The sequence below is a fragment of the Streptomyces sp. NBC_00252 genome (genome assembly GCF_036187565.1).
In the GTDB taxonomy this organism is placed as follows: domain Bacteria; phylum Actinomycetota; class Actinomycetes; order Streptomycetales; family Streptomycetaceae; genus Streptomyces.
Map to the genome: position 1 here is coordinate 6234846 of NZ_CP108087.1, position 26961 is coordinate 6261806.

At 70.4% G+C, this 26961-nt stretch carries 23 protein-coding genes; 20 read left to right on the plus strand and 3 right to left on the minus strand.

What is annotated here, in order from left to right:
* Positions 1–85 precede the first annotated feature (85 nt).
* Both OHT77_RS27560 and OHT77_RS27565 read left to right on the plus strand, forming a co-directional pair.
* Positions 86–1441 (plus strand): nitrate/nitrite transporter, encoded by a 1356-nt coding sequence (locus OHT77_RS27560; protein WP_328831107.1) that lies wholly within the window; start codon positions 86–88, stop codon positions 1439–1441.
* 138 nt (positions 1442–1579) lie between these two features.
* The gene (locus OHT77_RS27565) at positions 1580–2740 is read left to right on the plus strand and encodes a uroporphyrinogen-III synthase (RefSeq protein WP_328831108.1); all 1161 of its coding nucleotides are present in this window, start codon (positions 1580–1582) and stop codon (positions 2738–2740) included.
* A 182-nt stretch (positions 2741–2922) separates the two neighbouring features.
* Here the strand turns inward: OHT77_RS27565 and OHT77_RS27570 are convergent, their stop codons facing one another.
* On the minus strand, positions 2923–3420 hold the full coding sequence (locus OHT77_RS27570) for an anthrone oxygenase family protein (protein ID WP_328831109.1): 498 nt from the start codon (positions 3418–3420) through the stop codon (positions 2923–2925).
* Between the two features lie 255 nt (positions 3421–3675).
* Between OHT77_RS27570 and OHT77_RS27575 the strand changes: the two genes are divergently transcribed.
* The 6 genes from OHT77_RS27575 to OHT77_RS27600 all read left to right on the plus strand — a co-directional run bounded on the left by OHT77_RS27575 (position 3676) and on the right by OHT77_RS27600 (position 10899).
* Positions 3676–4269, plus strand: a complete 594-nt coding sequence (locus OHT77_RS27575) for a CGNR zinc finger domain-containing protein (protein WP_328831110.1) — start codon at positions 3676–3678, stop codon at positions 4267–4269.
* Positions 4270–4598: 329 nt separating this feature from the next.
* Positions 4599–5120, plus strand: coding sequence for a sigma-70 family RNA polymerase sigma factor (locus tag OHT77_RS27580; RefSeq protein ID WP_019056398.1), 522 nt, complete (start codon positions 4599–4601; stop codon positions 5118–5120).
* Between the two features lie 38 nt (positions 5121–5158).
* Positions 5159–5917, plus strand: coding sequence for an anti-sigma factor family protein (locus OHT77_RS27585; protein WP_266769190.1), 759 nt, complete (start codon positions 5159–5161; stop codon positions 5915–5917).
* 163 nt (positions 5918–6080) lie between these two features.
* The gene (locus OHT77_RS27590; protein ID WP_328831112.1) at positions 6081–8417 is read left to right on the plus strand and encodes a HelD family protein; all 2337 of its coding nucleotides are present in this window, start codon (positions 6081–6083) and stop codon (positions 8415–8417) included.
* Between the two features lie 342 nt (positions 8418–8759).
* Positions 8760–10199: an NAD-dependent malic enzyme gene (locus OHT77_RS27595; RefSeq protein WP_328831114.1), complete on the plus strand. Its 1440-nt coding sequence runs from the start codon at positions 8760–8762 to the stop codon at positions 10197–10199.
* A 418-nt stretch (positions 10200–10617) separates the two neighbouring features.
* On the plus strand, positions 10618–10899 hold the full coding sequence (locus tag OHT77_RS27600) for an HU family DNA-binding protein (RefSeq protein ID WP_019056394.1): 282 nt from the start codon (positions 10618–10620) through the stop codon (positions 10897–10899).
* Between the two features lie 208 nt (positions 10900–11107).
* Here the strand turns inward: OHT77_RS27600 and murA are convergent, their stop codons facing one another.
* Positions 11108–12454, minus strand: coding sequence for a UDP-N-acetylglucosamine 1-carboxyvinyltransferase (gene murA, locus OHT77_RS27605; protein ID WP_328831115.1), 1347 nt, complete (start codon positions 12452–12454; stop codon positions 11108–11110).
* Positions 12455–12707: 253 nt separating this feature from the next.
* Between murA and OHT77_RS27610 the strand changes: the two genes are divergently transcribed.
* The 12 genes from OHT77_RS27610 (at position 12708) to OHT77_RS27665 (ending at position 26471) form a co-directional block, all read left to right on the plus strand.
* Entirely contained in the window at positions 12708–13280 is a 573-nt protein-coding gene (locus tag OHT77_RS27610; RefSeq protein ID WP_266769182.1) for a YqgE/AlgH family protein, read from the plus strand.
* 49 nt (positions 13281–13329) lie between these two features.
* On the plus strand, positions 13330–13617 hold the full coding sequence (locus OHT77_RS27615) for a DUF3039 domain-containing protein (RefSeq protein WP_026178118.1): 288 nt from the start codon (positions 13330–13332) through the stop codon (positions 13615–13617).
* A gap of 231 nt (positions 13618–13848) precedes the next feature.
* Positions 13849–15144 (plus strand): extracellular solute-binding protein, encoded by a 1296-nt coding sequence (locus OHT77_RS27620; RefSeq protein WP_328831116.1) that lies wholly within the window; start codon positions 13849–13851, stop codon positions 15142–15144.
* Positions 15145–15148: 4 nt separating this feature from the next.
* The gene (locus OHT77_RS27625) at positions 15149–16105 is read left to right on the plus strand and encodes a carbohydrate ABC transporter permease (protein WP_328831117.1); all 957 of its coding nucleotides are present in this window, start codon (positions 15149–15151) and stop codon (positions 16103–16105) included.
* The gene (locus OHT77_RS27630; RefSeq protein WP_266769179.1) at positions 16102–16947 is read left to right on the plus strand and encodes a carbohydrate ABC transporter permease; all 846 of its coding nucleotides are present in this window, start codon (positions 16102–16104) and stop codon (positions 16945–16947) included. The genes OHT77_RS27625 and OHT77_RS27630 overlap by 4 nt, the downstream gene beginning before the upstream one ends.
* 10 nt (positions 16948–16957) lie before the next feature.
* Complete coding sequence (locus OHT77_RS27635; RefSeq protein WP_328831118.1) at positions 16958–18589, plus strand: beta-N-acetylhexosaminidase; 1632 nt, start codon at positions 16958–16960, stop codon at positions 18587–18589.
* Positions 18590–18843: 254 nt separating this feature from the next.
* Positions 18844–19737, plus strand: a complete 894-nt coding sequence (locus tag OHT77_RS27640) for an FAD binding domain-containing protein (protein ID WP_328831119.1) — start codon at positions 18844–18846, stop codon at positions 19735–19737.
* The gene (locus OHT77_RS27645) at positions 19734–21377 is read left to right on the plus strand and encodes a 2Fe-2S iron-sulfur cluster-binding protein (protein ID WP_328831120.1); all 1644 of its coding nucleotides are present in this window, start codon (positions 19734–19736) and stop codon (positions 21375–21377) included. The genes OHT77_RS27640 and OHT77_RS27645 overlap by 4 nt, the downstream gene beginning before the upstream one ends.
* The gene (locus OHT77_RS27650; RefSeq protein ID WP_328831121.1) at positions 21374–23704 is read left to right on the plus strand and encodes a xanthine dehydrogenase family protein molybdopterin-binding subunit; all 2331 of its coding nucleotides are present in this window, start codon (positions 21374–21376) and stop codon (positions 23702–23704) included. Before OHT77_RS27645 ends, OHT77_RS27650 begins: the two co-directional genes overlap by 4 nt.
* A 50-nt stretch (positions 23705–23754) precedes the next feature.
* Positions 23755–24252 carry an AAA family ATPase gene (locus tag OHT77_RS27655; RefSeq protein ID WP_443048218.1) on the plus strand — a complete coding sequence of 166 codons (498 nt, stop codon included), beginning with the start codon at positions 23755–23757 and terminating at the stop codon, positions 24250–24252.
* Between the two features lie 169 nt (positions 24253–24421).
* A complete protein-coding gene (locus OHT77_RS27660) occupies positions 24422–25588 on the plus strand; it encodes an SUKH-4 family immunity protein (RefSeq protein ID WP_328831123.1) in 1167 nt (388 codons plus the stop codon).
* A 175-nt stretch (positions 25589–25763) separates the two neighbouring features.
* On the plus strand, positions 25764–26471 hold the full coding sequence (locus OHT77_RS27665; RefSeq protein WP_328831124.1) for a DinB family protein: 708 nt from the start codon (positions 25764–25766) through the stop codon (positions 26469–26471).
* Position 26472: 1 nt separating this feature from the next.
* On the opposite strand, the gene OHT77_RS27670 is transcribed toward OHT77_RS27665, so the two are convergent.
* Positions 26473–26859, minus strand: a complete 387-nt coding sequence (locus OHT77_RS27670; protein WP_328831125.1) for an AQJ64_40280 family protein — start codon at positions 26857–26859, stop codon at positions 26473–26475.
* Positions 26860–26961 lie beyond the last annotated feature (102 nt).

Sequence of the window (26961 nt, forward strand, 5' to 3'; positions counted from 1 at the left end):
TCGTCGGCACAGGGTGGAAACGCTGTCTCCCTACCTTCGGGGACGTATCGCTGCTCGTTACCCCGTAGCGCACCGTGGAGGCGTCATGACAGCCGCTGGGAAGTGGATCGAGCACTGGGATCCCGAGGACGAGACGTTCTGGGGGGAGACCGGGGAGAAGGTCGCCCGGCGGAACCTCGTGTTCTCCGTGCTCTCGGAGCACATCGGGTTCTCGATCTGGACGCTGTGGTCCGTGCTGGTGCTGTTCATGGGCCCGGAGTACGGGCTGACGCCGGCCGACAAGTTCCTGCTGACCTCGATGGTCACGCTGGTCGGCGCGGTCGTCCGGGTGCCGTACACCTTCGCGGTGGCCGTCTTCGGCGGGCGGAACTGGACGATCGTCTCGGCCGGTCTGCTCCTGGTGCCGACCGTCGCCGCGTTCGCCGTGATGAAGCCGGGGACGTCGTTCGACACGTTCCTCTGGATCGGCCTGCTGGCCGGCATCGGCGGCGGCAACTTCGCCTCCTCCATGACCAACATCAACGCCTTCTTCCCGCTGCGGAAGAAGGGGTGGGCCCTCGGGCTCAACGCCGGGGGCGGCAACATCGGAGTGCCCGTCATCCAGCTGGTCGCCCTTGCCATCATCGGTGCCGGTGGCGGGCCGCGCGTGCTGCTCGGGATCTACATCCCGCTCATCCTCCTCGCCGCCGTCCTCGCCGCGCTCTTCATGGACAACCTCACCTCCGTGAAGAACGACACCGGCGCCGCCAAGGACGCCGCGCGCGACCGGCACACCTGGATCATGGCGTTCCTGTACATCGGCACGTTCGGGTCGTTCATCGGGTACGCGTTCGCGTTCGGGCAGGTACTCCAGGTGCAGTTCGGGCGTACGCCGCTCCAGGCCGCGTATCTCACCTTCATCGGCCCGCTGCTCGGCTCGCTCATCCGTCCCGTCGGCGGCTGGCTCGCCGACCGCTACGGCGGCGCCCGGATCACCCTGTGGAACTTCGTCGCCATGGCCGCCGCCACCGCGATCCTGGTCGTCGCCAGCATGGAGAAGTCGCTGCCGCTGTTCGTGACGGTGTTCGTCGTCCTGTTCGTGCTCAGCGGGCTCGGCAACGGGTCGACGTACAAGATGATCCCCGGGATATTCCAGACCAAGGCCCTCGCGAAGGGGCTCGTGGGGGATGCGGCCGCGGCCTACGGGCGCCGGCTCTCCGGTGCCTCCATGGGGCTCATCGGGGCGGTCGGCGCGCTCGGCGGGGTCGGCATCAACCTCGCGTTCCGGCAGTCGTTCCTCTCCTCCGGCTCCGGGACGGGCGCGTTCGTCGCCTTCCTCGTCTTCTACGGCCTCTGCTTCGCGGTGACGTGGGCCGTATACCTTCGCCGCCCCACCGCCCAGGCTCAGGCCAAAGCTTCCGCATCGGAGGCGAAGGCGCAGCTCAGCTACGCGGAGGTGTGACGTAACACCGGCGACATAGAGCCGAACCGAGCCTGTCATGCGCCGTTGACAGGCTCGGTCGGCATGTAGGTACCGCCCACCACCGCACCCACCACCGCATCGACGGCCGCATGTACGACTACGTTCGGGACGAGAGCCATGTACGAGGAACCGCAGCGACCGGATCGCGCGCAGCACGGGCCCCTCTCCGGGTTCACCGTGGGCGTCACCGCCGCGCGCCGTGCGGACGAGCTGGGGGCGTTGCTCCAGCGGCGCGGTGCGGTGGTCGTGCACGCGCCCGCGCTGCGCATCGTGCCGCTCGCCGACGACAGTGAACTGCTCGCCGCGACCAAGGAGTTGATCGAGCAGGCGCCGGATGTCGTCGTCGCCACGACCGCCATCGGATTCCGGGGGTGGATCGAGGCGGCCGACGGGTGGGGACTGGGGGAGGCGCTCCTCGAACGGCTGCGCGGGGTGGAACTGCTCGCCCGGGGGCCCAAGGTCAAGGGGGCGGTGCGGGCGGCCGGGCTGACGGAGGAGTGGTCGCCGTCGTCCGAGTCCATGGCGGAGGTGCTCGACCGGTTGCTGGAGGAGGGGGTCGAGGGGCGGCGGGTCGCCCTTCAGCTGCACGGTGAGCCGTTGCCCGGGTTCGTGGAGGCGTTGCGGGCCGGGGGAGCGGAGGTCGTCGTCGTTCCGGTGTACCGGTGGATGCCGCCGGAGGACATCGCCCCGCTGGACCGGCTGCTCGACGCGACGGTCTCGCGGGGCCTCGACGCGCTGACGTTCACCAGCGCGCCGGCCGCCGCGTCGCTGCTGTCCCGGGCCGAGACGCGCGGGCTGCTGCCCGAACTCCTCGCCGCCCTGCACCACGACGTCCTCCCGGCGTGCGTCGGGCCCGTCACCGCGCTGCCGCTCCAGAACCACGGCATCGGCACGGTCCAGCCCGAGCGCTTCCGCCTCGGCCCGCTCGTCCAGCTGCTCTGCCAGGAGCTTCCCGGGCGGGCCCGTACCCTGCCCGTCGCCGGGCACCGGGTGGAGATCCGGGGGCATGCGGTGCTGGTGGACGGAGCGCTACGGCCCGTGCCGCCGGCCGGGATGTCGTTGCTCAGGGCGCTGTCCCGTCGGCCGGGGTGGGTGGTGGCCCGGGCGGAGCTGCTGCGGGCGCTTCCTGGTGCCGGGCGGGACGAGCATGCCGTGGAGACGGCGATGGCTCGGCTGCGTACGGCCCTTGGTTCTCCGAAGCTGATCCAGACGGTGGTGAAGCGGGGTTATCGGTTGGCGCTGGATCCGGTGGCCGACACGAAGTACGCCGGCGGGTGACGCGGGGTCGGTCTGGGCAGGGTGTTGATGCGGACGTAGCCGGGGGCTCCGCCCCCAGACCCCCGATCGGCCCCGAAAGGACCTCGTCCTCAAACGCCGGACGGGCTGAGAATGGCCGACCTGCGCTGAACGCCCTGCCCTGTGCCGAACACCTCACCCCACCCACCCCCACCTCGGACCCCTCAGCGCACCCCGCGCCGAAACCCCCCATAAACCACAACCCCCCGCACCAAGCACCCCACCCCCACCGTCGACAACCCGGCCCGCACCACATTCCACCCCACCCAGGCCCCCTCGAACCGCTCCCTCGCCACCCCCGCATCCGCCGTATCCGCAAGCCCGTTGTTCAGCGGAATGTTGAAGGTGACGGTCACCAGGAACGCCAATCCGTACGCCACCAACCCCGCCCACACCCACCCCCGGTACGGTGTCCCGCGCGACTGCCAAGCCGCGACCCCGCTCAGCACCAACGCCCCCATGAAGCTCAGGAAGAACACCGGGTTCTGGATGACGTCGTTGATGTTGCGCATCACCTCGACGAACTCGCGGTCGTCGCAGCGCGCCAACGCCGGCATGATCGCGCAGGCGAAGATGTAGAAGACCCCGGCGACCAGTCCCATCGCGACGGTGGCCGCGCCCAGTACCCAACCCGTGCCGCTTGTGCCCTGTTTCTGTGTCATGCCCTCCAGTCAACGGACCGCCCGCCCCGCCGAACATCGCCGAGACGCGCGCCCGCATACGCGACCGTCCATGCCGATGCCCCGGCCGATCCGCACGCGCGGCCGGTGCGAGGGGTTCCGGCCGCGTCAGTGGGCAGGCACTGTAGGGAGAGGGGACGGAATACCCGCGATCCCCTCCTCATGGCACGCACCGAACGGCACGCACCGATTCCTGACGACCGACGACCGGGGTACTCCCTAGGCGGTGACAGGCACATGGCACTGGGTTCGACCATGGCCCCGTACGAGCTGCGTTTCGACGCCGGGCGGATCTGCCTGGATCTCCTCGCGACCACGCACCCCGAGGAACGGCTCGACGCACCGGAGCCCTTGCGCGCGTGGATCATCCGGTCGGGGCTCGTCCCGGCGGCCACCCCGCTCGCCCACGTCGACTCCGCCTGGCTGGTCGGCTTCCGTGAACTGCGGGGGCAGATCGGGCAGTTGGTACGGAGAAGCACCGGTTCCGACGCCCGGCCCTACGACCTCGCCCTCGCCCGCGTCAACGACCTCGCCCGCGCCGCGACCCCCGCACCCCGTGCCGTACGCGATGAAGAGGGCGTCCTGGTGCGGCAGTTGGACGGGTCCCCGGGGTGTGACGCGTTGCTCGCGGTGATCGCGAGGGACGCCGTCGAGCTGCTCACCGATCCCGTCGCCCGGGCCTCGCTGCGGGAGTGCGAAGGGGACAACTGCCCGATCGTCTATCTCGACTCGTCCCGGGGGCGCCGGCGCCGCTGGTGCTCCAGCGAGGTGTGCGGGAATCGGGAGCGAGTGGCCCGGCATCGGCGGCGGGCGGCGCTCGCGCGAGCCTGAGAATCCCTTATGCGGCTTCTGTGAAGTGAGGGAACGTCAATTGGCGAAGTGATTTCGACAACAGTGCGTTTCACTCCGGGGCGGTGCGGGCAGCCCCGGTGATCTTGCCCATGTGGTGGAAATGTAAAGATCGTAGGGTGGGAATGTGCACCCATGTCCAGCTCGTCACGTCACTCCGGAGAAAACTGTCGCCTCACGTTGAACATCCGCCCACCCCTCCGCGTACCTCTCCATGAGCGACCGACTGGGGGAACCCCCGGACACCGGAGGTGGGCGTGCGCAAGGATTCCGTCGTGGCCAATGAACACGCACCGAGGGCCCGACATCGCATGTCCCAGTCCTCGGAACCTGATGAGGAGCTGATGCGTGCTCTGTACCGGGAGCACGCCGGACCCTTGCTCGCCTATGTGTTGCGGCTCGTCGCCGGAGACCGGCAGCGTGCCGAGGACGTGGTGCAGGAGACGCTCATCCGGGCCTGGAAGAACGCCGGCCAGCTCAACCGGGCGACCGGATCGGTACGACCCTGGCTTGTGACGGTGGCACGGCGCATCGTCATCGACGGTCACCGCAGCCGGCAGGCCCGGCCGCAGGAGGTGGACCCGTCGCCGCTGGAGGTCATCCCCGCGGAGGACGAGATCGACAAGGCGTTGTGGCTGATGACACTGTCGGACGCGCTGGACGACCTGACCCCGGCCCACCGGGAGGTGCTCGTCGAGACGTACTTCAAGGGGCGTACCGTCAATGAGGCGGCCGAGACGCTTGGCATCCCCAGTGGCACGGTGCGCTCAAGGGTGTTCTACGCCCTTCGATCGATGAAGCTTGCTCTGGAGGAGCGGGGGGTGACGGCATGAGCATTTACGGGGGATACGGAACGGGTAGTCCTGGTTCCATGCAGGGATCTCAGGGCTCGAACGAACATGAGACCGTCGGCGCCTACGCCCTCGGGATTCTCGACGACGCCGAAGCAACCGCTTTCGAGGCCCATCTCGCCACCTGTGAATGGTGCGCACAGCAGCTCGACGAGCTGGCCGGGATGGAACCGATGCTGGCGGCGCTCGCGGATCTGCCGGGTTCCGGCACTCCCGCGATCGGCGAGTCCCTGTCCGCGAAACCCAGTCCACGGCTGGTGGAGCGGCTGGTCGACGACGTCGGTGAACGGCGGGCGCTGAAGCGGCGGCGCAGTTTCTACATGATCGCCGCCGCGGCGGCCCTGATCATCGCGGGACCGCTGGCCGTGATCGCGGCCAACGGCGGCGACAGCTCGGGAAGCAGCGGCACCGTCGCGTCGCCCGCCAAGACCACCTTCGACACTTTGTCCGACAAGGTCACGGCGACGGACGCGAGCACCAAGGTCACCGCGACCGTGGCGATGTCCAAGAAGGACTGGGGCACGCTCGGGGTCGTGGAGCTCAAGAACGTCAAGGGCCCGCTGAAGTGCTCCCTGATCGCGGTCGGCAAGAACGGCGAGCGCGAGACGATGAGCTCCTGGTCGGTCCCGGCCTGGGGTTACGGCATCGCGAACGCCACCAAGACGGAGGCCAAGAACCCGCTCTACGCCCAGGGCGGAGCGGCCTTCACGCCGAACGAGATCGACCACTTCGAGGTCATGACCTTCGACGGCAAGAAGCTCGTGGCAGTGGACGCGTAAGCACCAGGACAACCGGCAGGTTGTGGTGTGTGGGGCCCGGCACGCGGAAGGTACGCGTGCCGGGCCCCGCGCTTTTGTCAAGATCCACCGGGCAGGCCCCTCACTACCGAGGCCTTTTTTCGCGTACGGTTGACGGCTGCCCAGCACGTCAGAAGGGGGCCCGGTGGCCGCACAGGCTCAACAGGAGACCGCGCTCGACACGGTGTCCGACAAATCCGCCCAGGATTCGCTACGGGACCGGGAGATCAGCGTCGAACAGGCACACCTGGACCGGGTGTACCGGCGGCTTGAGGAGAAGATCCACGAGGCCGAGTTCCTCATGAACGACGCGGCCAAGCGCGGCCAGGTCGGCACACCCGGCGCGCTCGCCGAGCGGGACGCGCAGGTGTTCCGCGCCGGTATCCACCTCAACCGGCTCAACAACGAGTTCGAGGACTTCCTTTTCGGGCGGATCGACCTCCTGCCCGGCAAGGACGGCAAGAAGGGACCCGACGGCGCCTACACCGCCGTAGAGCCTGCCGAAGGCGCCGTGCGGGAGGACCAGACCGCCGACATCGCCGAGACGCTGCACATCGGGCGGATCGGAGTGCTCGATTCCGAGTACGCGCCGCTGGTCATCGACTGGCGGGCGCCCGCCGCCGCGCCCTTCTACCGGTCCACGCCGGTCGACCCGGGGCGGGTCGTACGGCGCCGGGTCATCCGGTCCAAGGGGCGGCGGGTGCTCGGGGTCGAGGACGACCTGATGCGGCCCGAGTTGAGCGCTTTCCTCGACGGCGAGCAGCTGGCCGTCATCGGCGACGGCGCGCTGATGGCCGCCCTCGGCCAGGCCCGCAGCCACACCATGCGCGACATCGTGGCGTCCATCCAGGCCGAGCAGGACCTGGTGATCCGCGCCCCGGCCGCCTCGGTGACCTACGTCGAGGGCGGCCCGGGGACCGGCAAGACCGCCGTCGCCCTGCACCGCGCCGCCTACCTGCTCTACCAGGACCGGCGCCGCTACGCGGGCGGCATCCTCATCGTCTCGCCGACCCCGCTGCTGGTCGCGTACACCGAGGGCGTCCTGCCGTCCCTCGGCGAGGAGGGCCAGGTCGCGATCCGGGCGATCGGTTCGCTCGTCGACGGCGCCGAGGCCACCCTCTACGACTCCCCGGCCGTGGCCCGCGCGAAGGGCTCGTACCGCATGCTCCGCGTACTGCGGAAGGCCGCGCGCGGCGCCCTGGAGTCGAGCGACGCGCCGGACCGGCTGCGGGTCGTCGCCTTCGGGCGGCGCCTCGAACTGGAGGCCGCCGACCTGGAGCGCGTCCGGCAGAGCGCGCTCAGCGGCACGGCCCCCGTCAACATGCTGCGGCCGCGCGCCCGCAAGCTGCTCCTCGACGCCCTGTGGGAGCGCTCCGGTTCGGCGGGCCGGCACACGGACCCCGAACTCGCCGCCGAACTGCGCTCCTCCTTCGACGAGGACATCGCGAGCGAGGACGACTTCATCGCGTTCCTCGACGCCTGGTGGCCCGAACTCACCCCGCGCGCCGTCCTGGAGTCGATGTCCGACGAACGCAGACTCGGCCGCTGGGCCCGGCGCATCCTCAACCCCGGCGAGGTCCGCAGGGTCTCCCGCGCCCTCAAGCGCGAGGGACTCTCCGTCCACGACGTGGCGATCCTCGACGAACTCCAGGCGATCCTCGGCACCCCGGCCCGCCCCCGCAAGCGGCGCGACCTGGACCCGCTGGACCAGCTCACCGGTCTCGAGGAGCTGATGCCCGTACGCGAGGAGTCGCAGCGCGAACGCGCCGAGCGGCTCGCCCAGGAGCGCACCGAGTACGCGCACGTCATCGTCGACGAGGCCCAGGACCTCACCCCGATGCAGTGGCGCATGGTCGGCCGCCGCGGCCGGCAGGCCACCTGGACGGTCGTGGGAGATCCGGCCCAGTCCTCCTGGTCCGACCCCGACGAGGCGGCCGAGGCCCGCGACGAGGCCCTCGGTTCCCGGCCCCGCCGCCGCTTCACCCTCACCGTCAACTACCGCAACCCCGCCGAGATCGCGGAGCTGGCGGCGAAGGTCCTGGCGCTGGCGATGCCCGGCTCCGCGTCCCCGTCGGCGGTCCGCTCGACCGGCGTGAAGCCGCGTTTCGTGGCTACGGGCAACGAGCACAGTGCCGTCGTACGGAACTCGCTCGCCGAGTCCGTCCGCGCCGAGGCCGCGCGGCTGCTCGACCGGGTCGACGGCACGGTCGGCGTGGTCGTCGCGATGAACCGCCGCGAGGAGGCCCGCCGTTGGCTCACCGGCCTCGGGGACCGGGTCGTCGCCCTCGGCAGCCTGGAGGCCAAGGGTCTCGAGTACGACGCGACCGTGGTCGTCTCGCCCGCGGAGATCGCCGACGAGTCACCCGCCGGACTGCGGGTCCTCTACGTCGCCCTCACCCGCGCGACCCAGCAGCTCACCGTCGTCTCCGCCGAGCGGGACGAGCCGGACGCGAACGGGGTGCCGGATCTGCTCCGCGACTGAGGTCCCGGCCGAGAGCCGCTTTCTATGAACTCTCGGGATGGGAATGGTCTTACGGGATCTGTTTGTTAGCCTTGATGTGACACCGGCCCGATCCAAGCCCCCGGGCCCAACCTTCGTCGCTACGAGCGACCACTTGCCGCGAGGCGAGCATGGCGGGTCGGTGTCACTGATCGTGAGAGAGGCCCCCGTCACGGGAAAAGTGACGGGGGCCTCTTTTTCTCGCGAACAAAACGTTCGCAATCGGGGGCGGCTAACGCCTACCGGGCAGTAGGTGCGACCATCGGAGCGCGTATCAGCTCTTACGCGTACCCAGCTCAACGGTGAAAGCAGAGGAAGTCGGCCATGGCTACGGCGCCCAGCGTCTCCTACTCGATCACGGTCCGTCTGGAGGTGCCCGCGAGCGGAACGGCGGTCTCCCAGATCACCACGGCCGTGGAGTCCAACGGAGGCTCGGTGACCGGCCTCGACGTGACCGCCTCCGGCCACGAGAAGCTCCGGATCGACGTCACCATCGCGGCGTCCTCGACGGCCCACGCCGACGAGATCGTCCAGCAGCTGCGCGGCATCGAGGGCGTCACCCTGGGCAAGGTCTCCGACCGTACGTTCCTCATGCACCTCGGCGGCAAGATCGAGATGCAGTCCAAGCACCCGATCCGCAACCGTGACGACCTCTCCATGATCTACACCCCGGGCGTCGCCCGCGTGTGCATGGCCATCGCGGAGAACCCCGAGGACGCGCGCCGCCTCACCATCAAGCGCAACTCCGTCGCGGTCGTCACCGACGGCTCCGCCGTGCTCGGCCTCGGCAACATCGGCCCCAAGGCCGCGCTGCCGGTCATGGAGGGCAAGGCCGCCCTGTTCAAGCGGTTCGCCGGCATCGACGCCTGGCCGCTGTGCCTGGACACCCAGGACACCGACGAGATCGTCGCGATCGTCAAGGCCATCGCCCCGGGCTTCGCCGGCATCAACCTGGAGGACATCTCCGCGCCGCGCTGCTTCGAGATCGAGGCCCGGCTGCGTGAGGCCCTCGACATCCCCGTCTTCCACGACGACCAGCACGGCACCGCGATCGTCGTCCTCGCCGCGCTGACGAACGCGCTGCGGGTCGCCGGCAAGGGCATCGGGGACATCCGGGTCGTCATGTCCGGCGCGGGCGCGGCCGGTACGGCCATCCTCAAGCTGCTGCTCGCCGCCGGTGTCAAGAACGCGGTCGTCGCCGACATCCACGGTGTCGTGCACGCCGGCCGCGAGGACCTGGTCGACGCCAAGCCGGACTCGCCGCTGCGCTGGATCGCCGACAACACCAACCCCGACGGCCTCACCGGCACCCTGAAGGAGGCCGTGCGCGGCGCCGACGTCTTCGTGGGCGTCTCCGCCCCGAACGTCCTCGACGGCGACGACGTGGCCGCGATGGCCGAGGGCGCGATCGTGTTCGCGCTCGCGAACCCGGACCCCGAGGTCGACCCGACGATCGCCCGTCAGACGGCGGCCGTCGTGGCCACGGGCCGCTCGGACTTCCCGAACCAGATCAACAACGTGCTGGTCTTCCCGGGTGTCTTCCGCGGTCTGCTGGACGCGCAGTCCCGCACCGTCAACACCGAGATGATGCTCGCCGCCGCGACCGCACTCGCGAACGTGGTGACCGAGGACGAGCTGAACGCGAACTACATCATCCCCAGCGTCTTCAACGACAAGGTCGCCGGAGCGGTCGCGGGCGCGGTGCGTGACGCGGCGAAGGCGGCGGGGGTGGCGGCGGCCTCGACGACGCCCTCCGTGTCGTAGACGCTGTCGTAGCGCCTCGATCGGCGGGTGCCCGGCGGCTGTGAGGATCGCCACGGCCGCTCGTACACCGGCGCGTCGCGGAACCCGGGGCCTTCGGCGGCCGTTTATCGTGGCGGCCAGGCTTCGGGCCTCTCCAGGCCCGGCCCTCGCTGCCGGGAGCCGACGGAGCGTCACCACACAGAGGGCGTGGCGCTTTTCGTGTGACTCCCACGGGTGTTCTCGCGACTCCTACGGGTGCCGGATTGGCTTTCCCGCCGCAGGTAGGGGCAGGATGCGTCTTCGGGCGCGAGGGTCTGGACGACGGACCCGGGTCCGGGGACTCACCGAGGACCCTGGCAGCATCGGCTTCACCGTGCCCGATATGCGGCTCCGCCGCGTGGCACGCCTCAAACGGCAAGAAGAACACGGGAGTAACAACATGAACCGCAGTGAGCTGGTGGCCGCGCTGGCCGACCGTGCCGAGGTCACCCGCAAGGACGCCGACGCCGTTCTGGCCGCGTTCGCCGAGACCGTCGGCGAGATCGTCTCCAAGGGCGACGAGAAGGTCACCATTCCCGGCTTCCTGACCTTCGAGCGCACCCACCGTGCCGCTCGCACCGCGCGCAACCCGCAGACCGGCGACCCGATCAACATCCCCGCCGGTTACAGCGTCAAGGTGTCCGCGGGCAGCAAGCTCAAGGAAGCCGCCAAGGGCAAGTAAGCGCTCCGCTTCGAGCGCCGGGTAACTGCGGGCCGCACTTCGGCTGACGGAATCGCCGTGGCTGGTCGCGCAGTTCCCCGCGCCCCTTTGGGGCACTGAGCACAACGCCGATGGGGCGGCCACCCAGTCCGGGTGGCCGCCCCATCGACGTACGTACGACTCCTGCTGGCCGAGCGCCTTGCCCGGCAGTTCGGCCGTACGACTACTGCTAGCCGAGCGCCTTGCCCGGCAGTTCGACCTTTGCTCCGAGCTCGACGAGCTTCTCCATGAAGTTCTCGTAGCCGCGGTTGATGAGGTCGATGCCGTGGACGCGGGACGTGCCCTGAGCCGCGAGGGCGGCGATCAGGTACGAGAAGCCGCCGCGGAGGTCGGGGATGACCAGGTCGGCGCCCTGGAGGCGGGTGGGGCCCGAGACGACCGCCGAGTGGAGGAAGTTGCGCTGGCCGAAGCGGCAGTTGGAGCCGCCGAGGCACTCGCGGTAGAGCTGGATGTGCGCGCCCATCTGGTTGAGCGCGGAGGTGAAGCCGAGGCGGGACTCGTAGACCGTCTCGTGGATGATCGAGAGGCCGGTGGCCTGCGTGAGGGCGACGACCAGGGGCTGCTGCCAGTCCGTCTGGAAGCCGGGGTGCACGTCCGTCTCGAGCGCGATGGACTTCAACTGGCCACCGGGGTGCCAGAAGCGGATGCCCTCGTCGTCGATCGCGAAGGCACCGCCCACCTTCCGGTAGGTGTTGAGGAACGTCATCATAGAGCGCTGCTGCGCGCCCTTGACGTAGATGTTTCCCTCGGTCGCCAGCGCCGCGGACGCCCAGGACGCGGCCTCCAGGCGGTCCGGGAGGGCCGCGTGGTTGTAGCCGCTGAGCGTGTCCACACCGGTGATGCGGATCGTCCGGTCGGTGTCCATGGCGATGATCGCGCCCATCTTCTGCAGTACGCAGATGAGGTCCTCGATCTCCGGTTCCACCGCCGCGTTGGCGAGTTCGGTGACGCCCTCCGCGAGCACCGCGGTCAGCAGCACCTGCTCGGTCGCGCCGACGGACGGGTACGGCAGCTTGATCTTCGTGCCCCGCAGCCGCTGCGGAGCCTCCAGGTACTGGCCGTCCGCCCGCTTCTCGATCTTCGCGCCGAACTGCCGCAGCACCTCGAAGTGGAAGTCGATCGGCCGGCCGCCGATGTCGCAGCCGCCGAGCCCGGGGATGAACGCGTGCCCGAGCCGGTGCAGCAGCGGACCGCAGAACAGGATCGGGATGCGCGACGAGCCCGCGTGGGCATCGATGTCGGCGACGTTGGCGCTCTCCACGTGCGACGGGTCGAGCACCAGCTCGCCCGGCTCCTCACCCGGACGGACCGTCACCCCGTGCAGTTGCAGGAGTCCGCGTACGACACGAACGTCACGGATGTCCGGAACGTTGCGCAGTCGACTTGGCTCACTGCCCAGCAGGGCGGCGACCATGGCCTTGGGTACGAGGTTCTTCGCACCACGGACACGGATCTCGCCCTCGAGCGGGGTTCCGCCATGGACAAGCAGTACGTCGTCTGAGCCGTTGACGGTCATGAATCTCGCGTTCCGTGGAGTTGGGCAGGGGCCGAAGACGTAAGCGTAATGGCCGCCCACCCCCCTCCTGAAAGCCCAAGGAGCACCCAGCTACGTCATAGCTGTGTCACAACACGAACCGTTCCCAATCGGGCACATGGGGTCACGGGACGGGGGTGTGCGCGGAGGACGCTTCGGTGCGCCCTGAGCTGCGTTCACTCAGGTACCCGCATTGCCTCCCCCATCACGGGGAAGATGCGGGATCATGTCAGGCATGACCGAGGTGTCCTCGCTCACAGGGCGGTTGCTCGTGGCAACACCCGCCCTGGCGGACCCGAACTTCGACCGCGCGGTGGTGCTCCTTCTCGACCACGACGAGGAGGGCTCCCTCGGTGTCGTCCTCAACCGCCCGACCCCTGTGGACGTCGGCGACATCCTGGAGGGCTGGGGCGACCTCGCCGGCGAACCGGGCGTCGTCTTCCAGGGCGGCCCGGTCCAGCTCGACTCGGCCCTCGGCGTCGCCGTCATCCCGGGCGGCGCGGCCGGCGAACGCGCCCCGCTCGGCTGGCGTCGCGTGCACGGCGCGATCGGACTCGTCGACCTGGAGGCCCCGCCGGAGCTGCTCGCCTCGGCGCTCGGCTCGCTGCGGATCTTCGCCGGGTACGCGGGTTGGGGTCCGGGCCAGCTGGAGAACGAACTGGTGGAGGGCGCCTGGTACGTCGTCGAGTCGGAGCCCGGTGACGTGTCCTCGCCGTCCCCGGAGAGACTCTGGCGCGAGGTGCTGCGCCGCCAGCGCAGTGAGCTGGCGATGGTGGCGACGTATCCGGACGACCCTTCCCTGAACTGAGGGGCCCTTCGCGGAACTGATGACGGTGGCCTTCAGTACCCTTGGCACTATGAGCACTCTTGAGCCCGAGCGCGGGACTGGTACGGGGACCCTCGTAGAGCCGACGCCCCAGGTGTCGCACGGCGACGGGGACCATGAGCGCTTCGCCCATTACGTCCAGAAGGACAAGATCATGGCGAGCGCCCTCGACGGCACTCCCGTGGTGGCGTTGTGCGGGAAGGTCTGGGTGCCGGGCCGCGACCCGAAGAAGTACCCGGTGTGTCCCATGTGCAAGGAGATCTACGAGTCCATGGGCTCGGGCGGGGACGGCGACAAGGGCAAGGGCGGCGACAAGTAGCCGTTCGGCCGGTCTGACTGCGGTCGGTTCCGAGGCTCTCGGTTTCTGAGGCCCTCGGGGTGCGCTTCGGCGTGCCCCGGGGGCCTTTTGCGTGTTTCGGCGGCCTTTCGCGTGTCACGAAGTGGTTGAGACCTCTTGTGGCCGCGTTCATCTACTCCTTAATCTCCGTGGTGTTGTGCAGAGCGAAACGCCCATTGCATATGTTGCAACGCACGCACGGAGGAACGCTCCATGAAGCTCGCCCCCAGATTCGCCGTCCTCGTCGCGGCCGCCGCCGTCGTCGCCGGCTGCGCGCCCCAGACCTCCGACAACTCGTCCTCGGAGAAGGACGACCAGAGCGGCACCCTGCGGGTGTGGCTCTTCCAGGAGGTCGGCAACGACCCGAAGGCCAAGGTCGTCGACTCCGTGGTCGCCGACTTCGAGAAGGCCCACAAGGGCACCAAGGTCGACGTCGAGTACATCCCCATCGACACCCGCGCCCAGCGCGTCAAGGCCGCCTTCAACGACCCGAAGTCCGCGCCCGACGTCATGGAGTACGGCAACACCGACACCGCCGGCTATGTGAAGGACGGCGGACTCCTCGACGTCACCAAGGAGTTCGGCGCCTGGAGCGAGGCGAAGGACACCGACCCGACCGCGAAGCAGTCCGTCACGGTCGGCGGCAAGCTGTACGGCTCCCCGTTCTACGTCGGCGTCCGCGCCCTGTACTACCGCACCGACGTCTTCAAGGACCTGGGCCTCCAACCGCCCAAGACCATGGCCGAGTTGGCGTCCACCGCCCGGAAGATCCACAAGGCGAAGTCCGACCTCTACGGCCTTGTCGTCGGCGGCGCGTACACCTACGGCGCGATGCCCTTCGTCTGGGCCAACGGCGGCGAACTCGCCACGGCCGGCGGGGGTTCGTACACCTCCGGCATTAACAGCGCCGCCGCCCAGAAGGGCATCAAGGCGTACACCTCGCTGTTCACCAGCGACAACTGTCCCGCCGCCAAGTGTGCGGTGATGGGCGGCAACGACACGATCACCGCGTTCGCGGCGGGCAAGGCCGGGATGGCGATCGGGGGCGACTTCAGCCACACCGCGGTCGAGGCGGGCAAGGTCAAGGGCAAGTACGCGGTCGTTCCGCTGCCCGGGGTCGCGTCCGGGTCGGTCGCTCCCGCCTTCGCCGGGGGCAACAACATCGGTGTCCTGAAGAGCACTTCGCACCGCACGCTCGCGGTGGATCTGTTGGAGCAGCTCACCTCGAAGAAGACGCAGGCGTCGATGTTCGACGCGATGGGGTTCCTGCCCACGTTCACCGACGTCCGGGACGCCGCCGCGGCGAAGGTGCCGTTCGAGAAGCCGTTCGTCCAGACGCTGGCCGCGGGGACGAAGTTCGTGCCCGCGTCGCCGGGGTGGTCGGAGATCGACTCCTCGTTGGTGCTGCCGACGATGCTGCAGGAAGTCATCAGCGGGAAGAAGAGTGTGGCCGCGGCTTCCGGGGATGCGGCGAAGAAGATGAACGCGGCCTTCAGCTCCGCGGGTTGAGCGGATGACGCCTAATAGCTCGGTTGTTGTGGAGCGTTCGCGGGTGCTGCGACGTCGTGGCTTGTCGCGCAGTTCCCCGCGCCCCCAGGGGAGTTGGGGTGTGCCCTGGTTGTATCTTGCCCCGGCTCTTGTCGTCCTTGGTGGGTTGCTGGTCTACCCGATCTATCAGCTTGGGCTGATCTCGTTCTTCCAGTACACGCAGGCTCAGGTCAGTGGTGGGGAGCCGACGACTTTCGAGGGGTTCGGGAACTACTCCGCGCTGTTTTCGGACAGTCAATTCTGGCAAGTGCTGGTGGCCACCGTGGTGTTCGCGGGGGCCTGTGTCGTCTCGACGCTTGCCGTCGGGTGTGCGCTGGCCGTGCTGCTCACTCGGGTGCGTGCGGTGCCTCGACTGGTCCTGATGCTGGCCGCGTTGGGGGCCTGGGCCACGCCGGCCGTCACCGGGTCGACCGTGTGGTTGCTGCTCTTCGATCCCGACTTCGGGCCGGTGAACCGGATTCTGGGGCTCGGGGACCACTCGTGGACGTACGGGCGGCTGAGCGCGTTCTTCCTCGTGCTGCTCGAAGTGGTCTGGTGCTCCTTCCCGTTCGTGATGGTGACGGTCTACGCCGGGATCCGCGCCGTGCCCTCCGAGGTGCTGGAGGCCGCCGCTCTGGACGGGGCCTCGCAGTGGCGGATCTGGCGGTCCATCCTGACGCCGATGCTGCGGCCGATCCTGACCGTCGTCACCATCCAGTCCGTCATCTGGGACTTCAAGGTCTTCACCCAGATCTACGTCATGACCAACGGCGGCGGCATCGCGGGCCAGAACCTCGTGCTGAACGTGTACGCCTACCAACAGGCGTTCGCGTCCTCGAAGTACAGCCTCGGCTCGGCGATCGGCGTCGTCATGCTGCTGATGCTGCTCGCCGTCACGCTGGTCTATCTGCGCCTGCTGCGCAGGCAGGGGGAGGAGCTGTGACTCTGCTTCGCGGTCTTGTACGACGTCCCTGGCGGCTCGCCGCCGAGGCCTCGGCGCTGCTGATCGCGGTCGTCGTCGCCTTCCCCCTCTATTGGATGGTGCTCAGCGCCTTCAAACCGGCCGGGGAGATCGAGTCCAGCGAGCCCCGGCCGTGGACGCTGGCGCCCTCTCTGGACTCGTTCCGGCGGGTGTTCGGGCAGCAGGAATTCGGCCGTTACTTCGTCAACAGCCTTGTCGTGGCGTGCTCGGTGGTCATCGTCTCGGCGCTGATCGCCTTTCTCGCCGCGACGGCCGTGACGCGATTCCGGTTCCGCTTCAGGACCACCCTCCTGATCATGTTCCTGGTGGCCCAGATGGTGCCCGTGGAAGCGCTGACGATCCCCCTGTTCTTCACCATGCGGGGGCTCGGGCTGCTGAACACGCTGGGGTCGCTGATCCTGCCCCAGATCGCGTTCTCGCTGCCGTTCGCGATCTGGATGCTGCGGGGGTTCGTGAAAGCGGTCCCGGACGCGCTGGAGGAGGCCGCGTACATCGACGGGGCGAGCAGGACACGATTCCTGTGGCAGATCCTTTTCCCGCTCGTCTTCCCGGGGCTGGTGGCCACGAGCGTGTTTTCGTTCATCTCGGCCTGGAACGACTTCCTGTTCGCCAAGTCCTTCATCATCAGCGACACCTCCCAGTCGACCCTGCCGATGGCCCTCCTTGTCTTCTACAAGCCGGACGACCCGGACTGGGGAGGCGTCATGGCGGCCTCCACGGTGATGACGATTCCAGTGCTGGTGTTCTTCGTACTCGTACAGCGACGTCTGGTCTCGGGGCTGGGCGGAGCGGTTAAGGACTGACGTGACTGACGTGACTTCAGAGACGGAACTGATTCCGGCGCCGACGGCCGTTGAGGGCCCCACCCGGTGCGGTTTCTCTTTCGAGGCGGACACCGCGCTGTGGGGCGAGCCCGGCACCGAGGGCACCCAGCGCTGGCTGCGGTCCACGCTCGGGGCGGCCCTCGGACTGCCGCTGCCGCCCGGCGAGGAGGGCGGCGGCAACACGGTCGCGCTGCGCCTCGACGGCACCCTGCCGGCGGAGGCGTACCGCCTGGAGGTGACCGCGACCTGGGGTGTCGTGATCGCGGGCGGCAGCCCGGCCGGCGTGTTCTGGGGCGCCCAGACGCTGCGTCAACTCCTCGGCCCCGCCGCCTTCCGGCGCGCTCCCGTCCGCCCCGACATGACCTACGGCGTACCGGGCCAGGCCATCGACGACGCCCCCCGCTTCCCCTGGCGCGGCCTCATGCTCGACGTCGCCCGGCACTTCATGCCCAAGGAAGGCGTCCTGCGCTACCTGGATCTGATGGCCGCGCACAAACTCAACGTCTTCCACTTCCACTTGACGGACGACCAGGGCTGGCGCGTACAGATCGAGCGGTACCCGAAGCTGACCGAGATCGGGTCCTGGCGGGCGCGCACGAAATTCGGCCACCGTGCCTCACCGCTCTGGGACGACAAGCCCCACGGCGGCTACTACACCCAGGACGACATCCGCGAGATCGTCGCCTACGCCGCCGAGCGGCATATCACCGTGGTCCCGGAAATCGACGTACCGGGACACTCGCAGGCCGCCATCGCCGCGTATCCGGAACTCGGCAACACCGACGTCATCGACACCAACTCCCTCTCCGTCTGGGACACCTGGGGGATCAACCCCAACGTACTGGCTCCCACTGACAACACCCTGCGGTTCTACGAGGGGGTGTTCGAGGAACTCCTGGAGCTGTTCCCGGGGGAGTTCATTCACGTCGGCGGCGACGAATGCCCCAAGGACCAGTGGAAGCAGTCGGCGACCGCGCAGGCGCGCATCGCGGAACTCGGGCTCGCCGACGAGGACGAGTTGCAGTCGTGGTTCATCGGACACTTCGACAAGTGGCTCTCCGCGCGCGGGAGAAGGCTCGTCGGCTGGGACGAGATCCTGGAGGGCGGGCTCGCCGACGGCGCTGTCGTGTCGTCATGGCGCGGCTACGAGGGCGGGGTCACCGCCGCCCGCTCGGGCCACGACGTCGTCATGTGCCCTGAACAGCACGTGTACTTGGACTGGCGGCAGGCCCCCGGAGAGGACGAACCGGTGCCGATCGCCCATGTGCGCACCCTGGAGGACGTCTACCGCTTCGAGCCGGTTCCCGAGCAGCTCACCGAGGCCGAGGCCGGTCATGTGCTGGGCGCGCAGGCCAACGTGTGGACCGAGGTGATGGAGGATCACGCGCGCGTGGACTACCAGACGTTCCCCCGGCTCGCGGCCTTCGCCGAGGTCGCCTGGAGTGCCCTCCCGGCGCCCGCGGAACGGGACTTCGCCGACTTCGAGCGCCGGATGGCCGCCCACTACCCGCGCCTCGACGCCCTGGGGGTCGCCTACCGTCCGCCCACCGGACCCCTGCCGTGGCAGCGCCGCCCCGGAGTCCTCGGACGCCCCAAGGACGGCCCGCCCCCGAACGCCTAGGAGCCCCGGCGAACGCCAGGAACACGGAAGGGAAAAAGACCCCGAGAGTCACCGATGAGAGGCAATTCGCGCGTACCGGTGATGCCGTACGAAAACGGACCATCTCCCTGATGAGACGGGCGAATGCCTCCTAGCGGACCCCCGCGTTCGGGTCTTGCGAAGATGTGCCAGAGTTGCCACGTCCGCCCTGTCAGCACGTACCGTACGGCAGCAACAGGCGGGACCAGGTGGGGCAGCGGGAAGGGGCAGCCGGTTTGACCACGCACGCACCGCAGGCGGGGCAGGCCGTCACGCTGCCCACGACGCTGGACGAGGCCGTGGCGGCGCTCACGGCCCTGCCCACGGCCGTTCCCGTGGCCGGCGGCACCGACCTCATGGCGGCCGTCAACTCGGGCCAGCTCAGGCCCAGCGCGCTGGTCGGTCTCGGCCGGATCAGCGAGATCCGGGGCTGGCAGTACCAGGACGGCCACGCGCTGCTCGGCGCCGGTCTCACGCACGCCCGCATGGGCCGCCCCGACTTCGCCGCGCTCATCCCGGCGCTCGCCGCCTCCGCTCGCGCCGCCGGACCGCCGCAGATCCGCAACGCGGGCACCCTGGGCGGCAACATCGCCTCGGCCGCGCCCACCGGGGACACGCTGCCCGTACTGGCCGCCCTGGAGGCGACGCTCATCATCGCGGGCCAGGGCGGAGCGCGCCGGGAGATCCCGGTGTCGCACCTGCTGGCCGGCGTGGAGATGCTCCGCGGCGGCGAACTCATCGGCTTCGTGCGCGTGCCCCTGCTGCACGCCCCGCAGGTCTTCCTGAAGGCCACCGGCAGGACCGGCCCCGGGCGCTCGGTCGCGTCCGTCGCGGTCGTCCTCGACCCCGCCAGGCGCGGGGTCAGGTGCGCCGTCGGAGCCATAGCGCCGATGCCCCTCAGACCGCTGGACGCCGAGCAGTGGGTGGCCCGGCTGATCGACTGGGACAACAGCCGCACGATCGTCCCCGAGGCCCTGAGCGCCTTCGGGGAGTACGTCGCCGCGGCCTGCATCCCCGACCCGGTACCGGCCGAGGACGGCTCCGTGGAACAACTGCCGCCCGCCGTACTGCACCTGCGGCGCACCGTCGCCGCACTGGCCCGACGAGCACTCGGGAGGGCGCTGTCGTGACCGACGACCAGCACGGAGAGGGCACCCCTCAGGGCGGCGGACGCTGGGACCCGCTGCCCCAGGGCGACTACGACGACGGCGCCACGGCCTTCGTGAAACTCCCCGAAGGCGGCATCGACGCCCTCCTGGCCGCCCCGGGCCACGGCTATGTGCCGCCGCCCATAGAGGCCGCCCCGGATGCCGACCCGTCGTCGAGCGGGTCCTGGGCGGTGCCCGCCGAGGGCGTTCAGTGGCCCGACCCGAACGCCGTACCGCACCAGGGCACGGCCGGCGGGGACCAGTTCTCGTACCGCCCAGGGTCCACCGGCCAGTGGACCTTCCAGGACACCAACGCGCCGGACGCGGGCGCAGCTCCCGGCCGCGACGTGACCGGCGAGTGGTCGATCCCGGTGGCCGGCGGTGATCTCCCGGACGAATCGGGCGAGTTCACCACGTCGGCCCTGGTCGAGCAGTGGGGCGGCACCCCGCCCGCCACCCTCCCCGGCGGCGCGCCCGCGCCCTGGGCGACGGACGGCGCGGGCCAGAACTGGGCGCAGCAGGCGTCGGACACCGGAGTCGTCGAGCGGCCCGGCGAGCACACCGACGGACGCGGCCCGGAGCACCCGGCCGACCGGTCCGGCACGCACACCACCGGCGAGGTGTCCGCGCAGGCCGCCACCCGCCCGCCCGCCGAGGCGACCCGGCAGCCGTACGCCGAACCCGGCGACCCGTACGCGCACACCCGGACCGACGCCCCCGCCGAGCCCTACGGCGACGCGCGCGCCGACCGCCACGACGACAGCGCGGCCGAACTCGCCGCCGCGGACGCCCAGTCGGCCCACGAGACCGACCCGGCGGGCGACGACGCCGAAGGGGCCGAGGAAGCCGCTGAGGGGCCCGCTGAGACCTCCGCGGCCACCGATGCGGCCGAGGGTGCCGACGACGCCCCGGAGGCCGCTGAGGCGCCCGTGACGGCCGTCGAGCCCCACGCGCCGGACGAGGCCGCCGAACCCGCCCCGAAGATCCCCGGCGAGGAACACCCGCTCGCCTCCTACGTGTTGCGCGTCAACGGCGCCGACCGGCCCGTCACCGACGCCTGGATCGGCGAGTCGCTGCTCTACGTGCTGCGCGAACGCCTCGGCCTCGCCGGCGCCAAGGACGGCTGCTCACAGGGCGAGTGCGGCGCCTGCAACGTCCAGGTCGACGGACGCCTCGTCGCCTCCTGCCTGGTGCCCGCGGTGACCGCCGCAGGCTCCGAGGTCCGTACGGTCGAGGGACTCGCCGTCGAGGGACAGCCCTCCGACGTGCAGCGGGCGCTCGCCAAGTGCGGTGCCGTGCAGTGCGGCTTCTGCGTGCCCGGCATGGCGATGACCGTGCACGACCTCCTGGAGGGCAACCCCGCGCCCACCGAACTGGAGGCCCGCCAGGCCCTGTGCGGCAACCTGTGCCGCTGCTCCGGCTACCGGGGCGTCCTGGACGCCGTACAGGAAGTCGTCGCCGAACGTGAGGCGCACGCCGCCGCCGCCGAACCTGAGTCGGACGGTGACGAGGCGCGTATTCCCCACCAGGCGGGTCCCGGGGGCGGTGGCGTCCACCAGTCGGCTTTCGAGTCCCCGCGCACGCAGGACCAGGTGTACGGCCAGGACGGAGGCCAGGCGTGAGCAACGAAGCCGCCATCGCGACCACGGAGGCCGCGCCCGCCCCGGAGCTGCCGGGCCACGGCCTGGGCGCCTCGCTCCCGGCCGCCGACGCCCGCGCCAAGACCGAGGGCACCTTCCCGTACGCGGCCGACCTGTGGGCCGAGGGCCTCCTCTGGGCGGCCGTCCTGCGCTCGCCGCACCCGCACGCGCGCATCGTGTCCGTCGACACGTCCCACGCGCGCGACATGCCCGGCGTACGCGCCGTCATCACCCACGAGGACGTCCCGGGCCGCGACCGCTACGGCCGGGGCACCGCCGACCGCCCGGTGTTCGCCTCCGACGTCGTGCGCCACCACGGGGAGCCCATCGCCGCGGTCGCCGCCGACCACCCCGACACCGCGCGCATGGCCGCCGCGGCCATCATGGTCGAGTACGAGGTGCTCGACCCGGTGACCGACCCCGAGCAGGCCTTCGAGGCCGAACCGCTGCACCCCGACGGCAACCTGATCCGGCACATCCCGCTGCGCCACGGCGACCCGGACGCGGCCGGCGAGATCGTCGTCGAGGGCCTGTACCGCATCGGCCGCCAGGACCCCGCCCCCATCGGCGCCGAGGCCGGTCTCGCCGTGCCCCGCCCGGACGGCGGCGTCGAGCTGTACATCGCCTCCACGGACCCGCACACCGACCGCGACACGGCCGCCGCCTGCTACGGCCTGGAGCCCGACCGCGTGAAGGTCGTCGTCACCGGCGTCCCCGGGGCCACCGCCGACCGCGAGGACCAGGGCTTCCAACTCCCGCTCGGACTGCTCGCGCTGAAGACCGGCTGCCCGGTCAAACTCACCGCCACGCGCGAGGAGTCCTTCCTCGGCCACACCCACCGCCACCCCACGCTCCTGCGCTACCGCCACCACGCGGACGAGGACGGCAGGCTGGTCAAGGTCGAGGCCCAGGTGCTGCTCGACGCGGGCGCCTACGCCGACACCTCCTCGGAGGCCCTGGCCGCCGCCGTCTCCTTCGCCTGCGGCCCCTACGTCGTCCCGAACGCCTTCATCGAGGGCTGGGCCGTCCGCACCAACAACCCGCCCTCCGGACACGTCCGGGGCGAGGGCGCCATGCAGGTCTGCGCCGCCTACGAGGCGCAGATGGACAAGCTCGCCAAGAAGCTCGCCATGGACCCGGCCGAGCTGCGCCTGCGCAACGCCATGGCCACCGGGGACGTCCTGCCGACCGGCCAGACGGTGACCTGCCCCGCACCGGTCGCCGAACTCCTGCAGGCCGTACGGGACTTCCCGCTGCCGCAGCTCCCCAAGGACACCCCCGAGGACGAGTGGCTGCTGCCCGGCGGCCCCGAGGGCGCGGGCGAACCGGGCGCGGTGCGCCGGGGCGTCGGCTACGGCCTCGGCATGGTGCACATGCTCGGCGCCGAGGGCGCGGACGAGGTCTCCACGGCCACCGTGAAGGTCCACGACGGCATCGCGACCGTCCTGTGCGCGGCCGTCGAGACCGGCCAGGGCTTCACCACGCTGGCCCGGCAGATCGTCCAGGAGACCCTCGGCATCGACGAGGTGCACGTCGCCCCCGTGGACACCGATCAGCCGCCCGCGGGCCCTGGTTGCCGCGGACGTCATACCTGGGTGTCAGGCGGCGCCGTCGAACGCGCCGCGAAGATGGTCCGCACCCAGCTCCTCCAGCCCCTGGCGCACAAGTTCGGGATGTCCACCGAGCTGCTCCAGATCACCGACGGCAAGATCACCTCCTACGACGGCGTCCTCTCGACGACCGTCACGGAGGCCATGGACGGCAAGGAACTGTGGGCCACCGCCCAGTGCCGCCCGCACCCGACCGAGCCCCTGGACGAGGCGGGCCAGGGCGACGCCTTCGTAGGGCTCGCCTTCTGCGCGATCCGCGCGGTCGTCGACGTCGACATCGAACTGGGCTCGGTCCGGGTCGTCGAACTGGCCCTCGCCCAGGACGTCGGCCGCATCCTGAACCCGACCCAGCTGGTCGCCCGTATCGAGGGCGGCGTCACCCAGGGCGTCGGCATCGCGCTGACGGAGAACCTGCGCACCGCGCGCGGGCTGATCCGCCACCCCGACCTCACCGGCTACGCCCTGCCCACCGCCCTGGACACCCCCGACATCCGGATCGTGAAACTCGTCGAGGAGCGTGACGTGGTCGCCCCCTTCGGGGCGAAGGCGGTCAGCGCGGTCCCGGTGGTCACGTCCCCGGCGGCGATCGCCTCCGCCGTACGCGCCGCGACCGGCCGCCCCGTCAACCGCCTCCCGATCCGCCCGCAGGCGGCGGTGGTGACGGCGACCACCGACCAGTACGGCCAGTACGGCCACTGAGCGGCGGGTACGAGTCGGTGCTCGACGGGGTCGTCCTCATCACCGGCGTCATGGCCGCGGGCAAGTCGACGGTCGCCCAGGCGCTGGCGGAACGGCTGCCGAGGGCCGCGCACGTCCGGGGTGACGTCTTCCGCCGGATGATCGTGTCCGGCCGTGAGGAGTACGTCCCCGGCGTGGGCGGCGAGGGGGAGGCCCAACTCCGCCTGCGGTACCGGCTGGCGGCGGCGACGGCGGACGCCTACGCGGAGGCCGGGTTCACGGCGGTCGTCCAGGACGTGGTGCTGGGCGAGGAGTTGACGGCCTACGTCGACCTGATTCGCACCCGGCCCCTGCACGTGATCGTCCTCGCGCCGGACCCGGCGGCCGTGACGGCACGGGAGGCGGGCCGGGCGAAGACCGGCTACGGCGCGTGGACGGTCGAGGACCTGGACCGCGGGCTGCGGACGCAGACCCCGCGCATCGGGCTGTGGCTGGACAGCTCCGCGCTGACGGTGGGGGAGACGGTGGACGCGATCATCGAGGGACGGGAACGTTCACGGGTGGTGTGAGCGTCCTGAGAGGGACAGGGGTTTCCGGCCGGACGCGGCAGCGGATCGCATTTCCGGGCGTTCGGGCTGGTCAGGGCCGTTGTCAGTGGTGCCGCGTAGTGTTCTGGGCAGTGGGGACGCCAGCGGGACACCGAGGCCGCACGGGGGAAGTTTCATGCACGGGGGAACGATGAGCAGGACCGACGCCGGTTCCACGGCGATCACGATCACGTTGACCGAGGACGACCTCGATCCGTACGTCACGCACGCGTCCACGCGCCGCTGGCTGACCGGTCCCGGACTGCCGGGCGACAGCGGCCTGTTGACGTTCGAGGAGCTGCGCAGGGCGGGCCTGCGGACGGTGGCGGACTCGCTGGGGGACCCCGACCCGCTGGCCGAGGAGCTCCGGGACCAGCTGGTGATAGGCGCGCTCCGGGGACCCGACGGCGGCGAGGCGGAGTCGATCCTGCTGGACGGCGAGACGGGCGAGATCGCGACGACGTACTTCTTCCACGACCGCCCGGACCTGATGGAGGCCGACCCGCTGGCCCCGTCGATCGAGACGCTGACCCGCTTCACCACGACGACCGACGAACTCACCTACCTGCGCGGCCAGTTCGCGTCCTACGAGGGCCGGCACGGCACGAAGACCGCGGCGGAGGCGTCCCGCCAGCTGCTCGCGGTGTTCGAGTCGGAGACGGACGGCGAGGTGCCCCCGTTCTGGAAGGCGGCGGCCCTCATCCGCCCCCTCGCGCTCGTCGCGGGCCCCGGCACGACATCGGGCCTGACCCTGGACATCCCGGCCCGCCTGCTGGACCAGGAGTTCGGCCAGGGCACGGTCGCCCGCTTCGAGGAGGTCGACTTCCCCGCCACCCTCACCCACGAGCCGACCCGCCGCTTCCTCCGCGAGACGGGCCTGCCCGAGGACGCGTTCCTCTTCCAGCTGGACACGGACGTCCCGCTCCCCACGCTGACCGAGTTCTACGAGGACGAGCCCGCCGATGAACTCCCGGCCCGCGCGGATGAGTTGATCCGCCTCGGTTACCTCCTGGAGGACAACAGCCTGGTGGTGGACGGCGCGACGGGCGAGATCCTCACCTGGAGCGAGCCGGAGGCGACCCTGGCTCCGCTCAACACGGACGTCTCGACCCTCGCCTTCACCCTGTGGCTGCTCCACCGCGAGAAGGCGATCGACGCGGACCTGTCGGGCGAGCTGACGGCGGAGGCGTACGACCAGTTGGCGACGACGATGCTCCAGACCCTGTCGAAGGTGGACCCGACGGGGACACGCGCCCGGTCGGACGGCGGCCACTACTGGACGGAGGCGTTCCAGGACGAGGCGGGCGGGGTGCTGTGACGGCCGCGGCCGGCCGTCGGTGAATCCCACCGCCCCCTGGGCCGCGCCGGTGCCCTGAAGGGCATCCAGTCGACCGGGGAATTCGTTCGCGGTCGAGTGAGACGAGCGGCTACCTTCCACGTGACCGTGGTGGGGTGCGCGTCGCGGGACGGCGCACGGGCGAGGGGAACCAGACATGGACACCGGGACCACACGGACCGACCGCCTGAGCGTGCTCCTGGAGCAGTTCGACAAGGCCCGGGAGATGGCCCAGGTCCGCCTGACGGGACTCGGCGACGAGGAGTACCTGTGGGAGCCGGCCCCCGACTGCTGGTCGCTCCGCCGCCGCAGCGAGGCCGTGACACCGAGGGCGTTCGGACCGGGGGATTGGGTGCTCGACCTCGGAGCTGCGGACATCCCGGCGAGCGAGTACGCGGAGGTGGCCCGCCAGGCCGCCGACGGCATGACCGTCGACAAGATCGCCGACGACTGGAGTGTGACCGTCGAACGTGTCGAGCAGATCCTCGCCCACGAGGGCGAACCGGAGCCCGACACAACCCCGATCACGACGATCGCGTGGCGCCTGGGGCACCTGCACTTCCAGTTCGCGGGGGCGTGGGAGTGGACGTTCGGCACCCGCACTCAGGACCCCAAGCAGATGGTCGACTTCACCCCGTCTGCCACCCAGACCCTAGCCACCTTCTGGCCGGTGATCGACCGCTGGCGAGCAGCCGTCGCCACGGTCACGGAGGACCAGCTGAACGAGGTCGGCTTCTCCCAGTACCCGTACGGCTCGGACCCCGACGACCCGTACATCGACGTGGTGGCGGGGGCCAACCTGGAGTTCATCCACCACATGGCGGAGATCGCGCTGTTGCGGGATCTGTGGCGGGCGCGGAGATGAGTCAGGTACGAGGCTGAGCGCTCCACGCGCTGTGGAGGGCCGCCGGTACGCCCTCCCCGAGGACCGCGCGGGCCGTCAACCCGCCCGGCAGGGTGGGCAGTTCGGCCCAGTGGGTCACGGTCTCGGCACTGTCGAGGCCGTAGGGCAGCCGGACGACCCCGTCGGAGTCGACGAAGCAGTCCCGGTACTCCGTCCCGTCCTCACCGAAGTGCAGCGTCGCGAAGTACATCGGCCGCACCAGCCAGAACTCCTCACCCAGCGCGCTATCGGACCCGGCATCACCGTCCACCGGATACCGCCCGGTGATCGCGGCCGCGACAGGCGTACCACTGGAAGGCAACGCACCGCGCGCGTCGACCCATGTCACCACGACATCCAACTTGGCCATCTCCACGCCCGAGAAGACGGTTGGACGCCAGGGGAGGTTGCTCTACTGGAGGCCGTGGCGGGAATCGAACCCGCGTAACTCGCTTTGCAGCCGATTCATAGA

What these genes read in the sequence shown, in the direction of transcription:
- OHT77_RS27560 (WP_328831107.1), top strand. Translation starts at nt 86, where the DNA reads ATGACAGCCGCTGGGAAGTGGATCGAGCACTGGGATCCCGAGGACGAG.
- OHT77_RS27565 (WP_328831108.1), top strand. Translation starts at nt 1,580, where the DNA reads ATGTACGAGGAACCGCAGCGACCGGATCGCGCGCAGCACGGGCCCCTC.
- OHT77_RS27570 (WP_328831109.1), bottom strand. Translation starts at nt 3,420, where the DNA reads ATGACACAGAAACAGGGCACAAGCGGCACGGGTTGGGTACTGGGCGCG.
- OHT77_RS27575 (WP_328831110.1), top strand. Translation starts at nt 3,676, where the DNA reads ATGGCACTGGGTTCGACCATGGCCCCGTACGAGCTGCGTTTCGACGCC.
- OHT77_RS27580 (WP_019056398.1), top strand. Translation starts at nt 4,599, where the DNA reads ATGTCCCAGTCCTCGGAACCTGATGAGGAGCTGATGCGTGCTCTGTAC.
- OHT77_RS27585 (WP_266769190.1), top strand. Translation starts at nt 5,159, where the DNA reads ATGCAGGGATCTCAGGGCTCGAACGAACATGAGACCGTCGGCGCCTAC.
- OHT77_RS27595 (WP_328831114.1), top strand. Translation starts at nt 8,760, where the DNA reads ATGGCTACGGCGCCCAGCGTCTCCTACTCGATCACGGTCCGTCTGGAG.
- OHT77_RS27600 (WP_019056394.1), top strand. Translation starts at nt 10,618, where the DNA reads ATGAACCGCAGTGAGCTGGTGGCCGCGCTGGCCGACCGTGCCGAGGTC.
- murA (WP_328831115.1), bottom strand. Translation starts at nt 12,454, where the DNA reads ATGACCGTCAACGGCTCAGACGACGTACTGCTTGTCCATGGCGGAACC.
- OHT77_RS27610 (WP_266769182.1), top strand. Translation starts at nt 12,708, where the DNA reads ATGACCGAGGTGTCCTCGCTCACAGGGCGGTTGCTCGTGGCAACACCC.
- OHT77_RS27615 (WP_026178118.1), top strand. Translation starts at nt 13,330, where the DNA reads ATGAGCACTCTTGAGCCCGAGCGCGGGACTGGTACGGGGACCCTCGTA.
- OHT77_RS27620 (WP_328831116.1), top strand. Translation starts at nt 13,849, where the DNA reads ATGAAGCTCGCCCCCAGATTCGCCGTCCTCGTCGCGGCCGCCGCCGTC.
- OHT77_RS27625 (WP_328831117.1), top strand. Translation starts at nt 15,149, where the DNA reads ATGACGCCTAATAGCTCGGTTGTTGTGGAGCGTTCGCGGGTGCTGCGA.
- OHT77_RS27655 (WP_443048218.1), top strand. Translation starts at nt 23,755, where the DNA reads ATGGCCGCGGGCAAGTCGACGGTCGCCCAGGCGCTGGCGGAACGGCTG.
- OHT77_RS27660 (WP_328831123.1), top strand. Translation starts at nt 24,422, where the DNA reads ATGAGCAGGACCGACGCCGGTTCCACGGCGATCACGATCACGTTGACC.
- OHT77_RS27665 (WP_328831124.1), top strand. Translation starts at nt 25,764, where the DNA reads ATGGACACCGGGACCACACGGACCGACCGCCTGAGCGTGCTCCTGGAG.
- OHT77_RS27670 (WP_328831125.1), bottom strand. Translation starts at nt 26,859, where the DNA reads ATGGCCAAGTTGGATGTCGTGGTGACATGGGTCGACGCGCGCGGTGCG.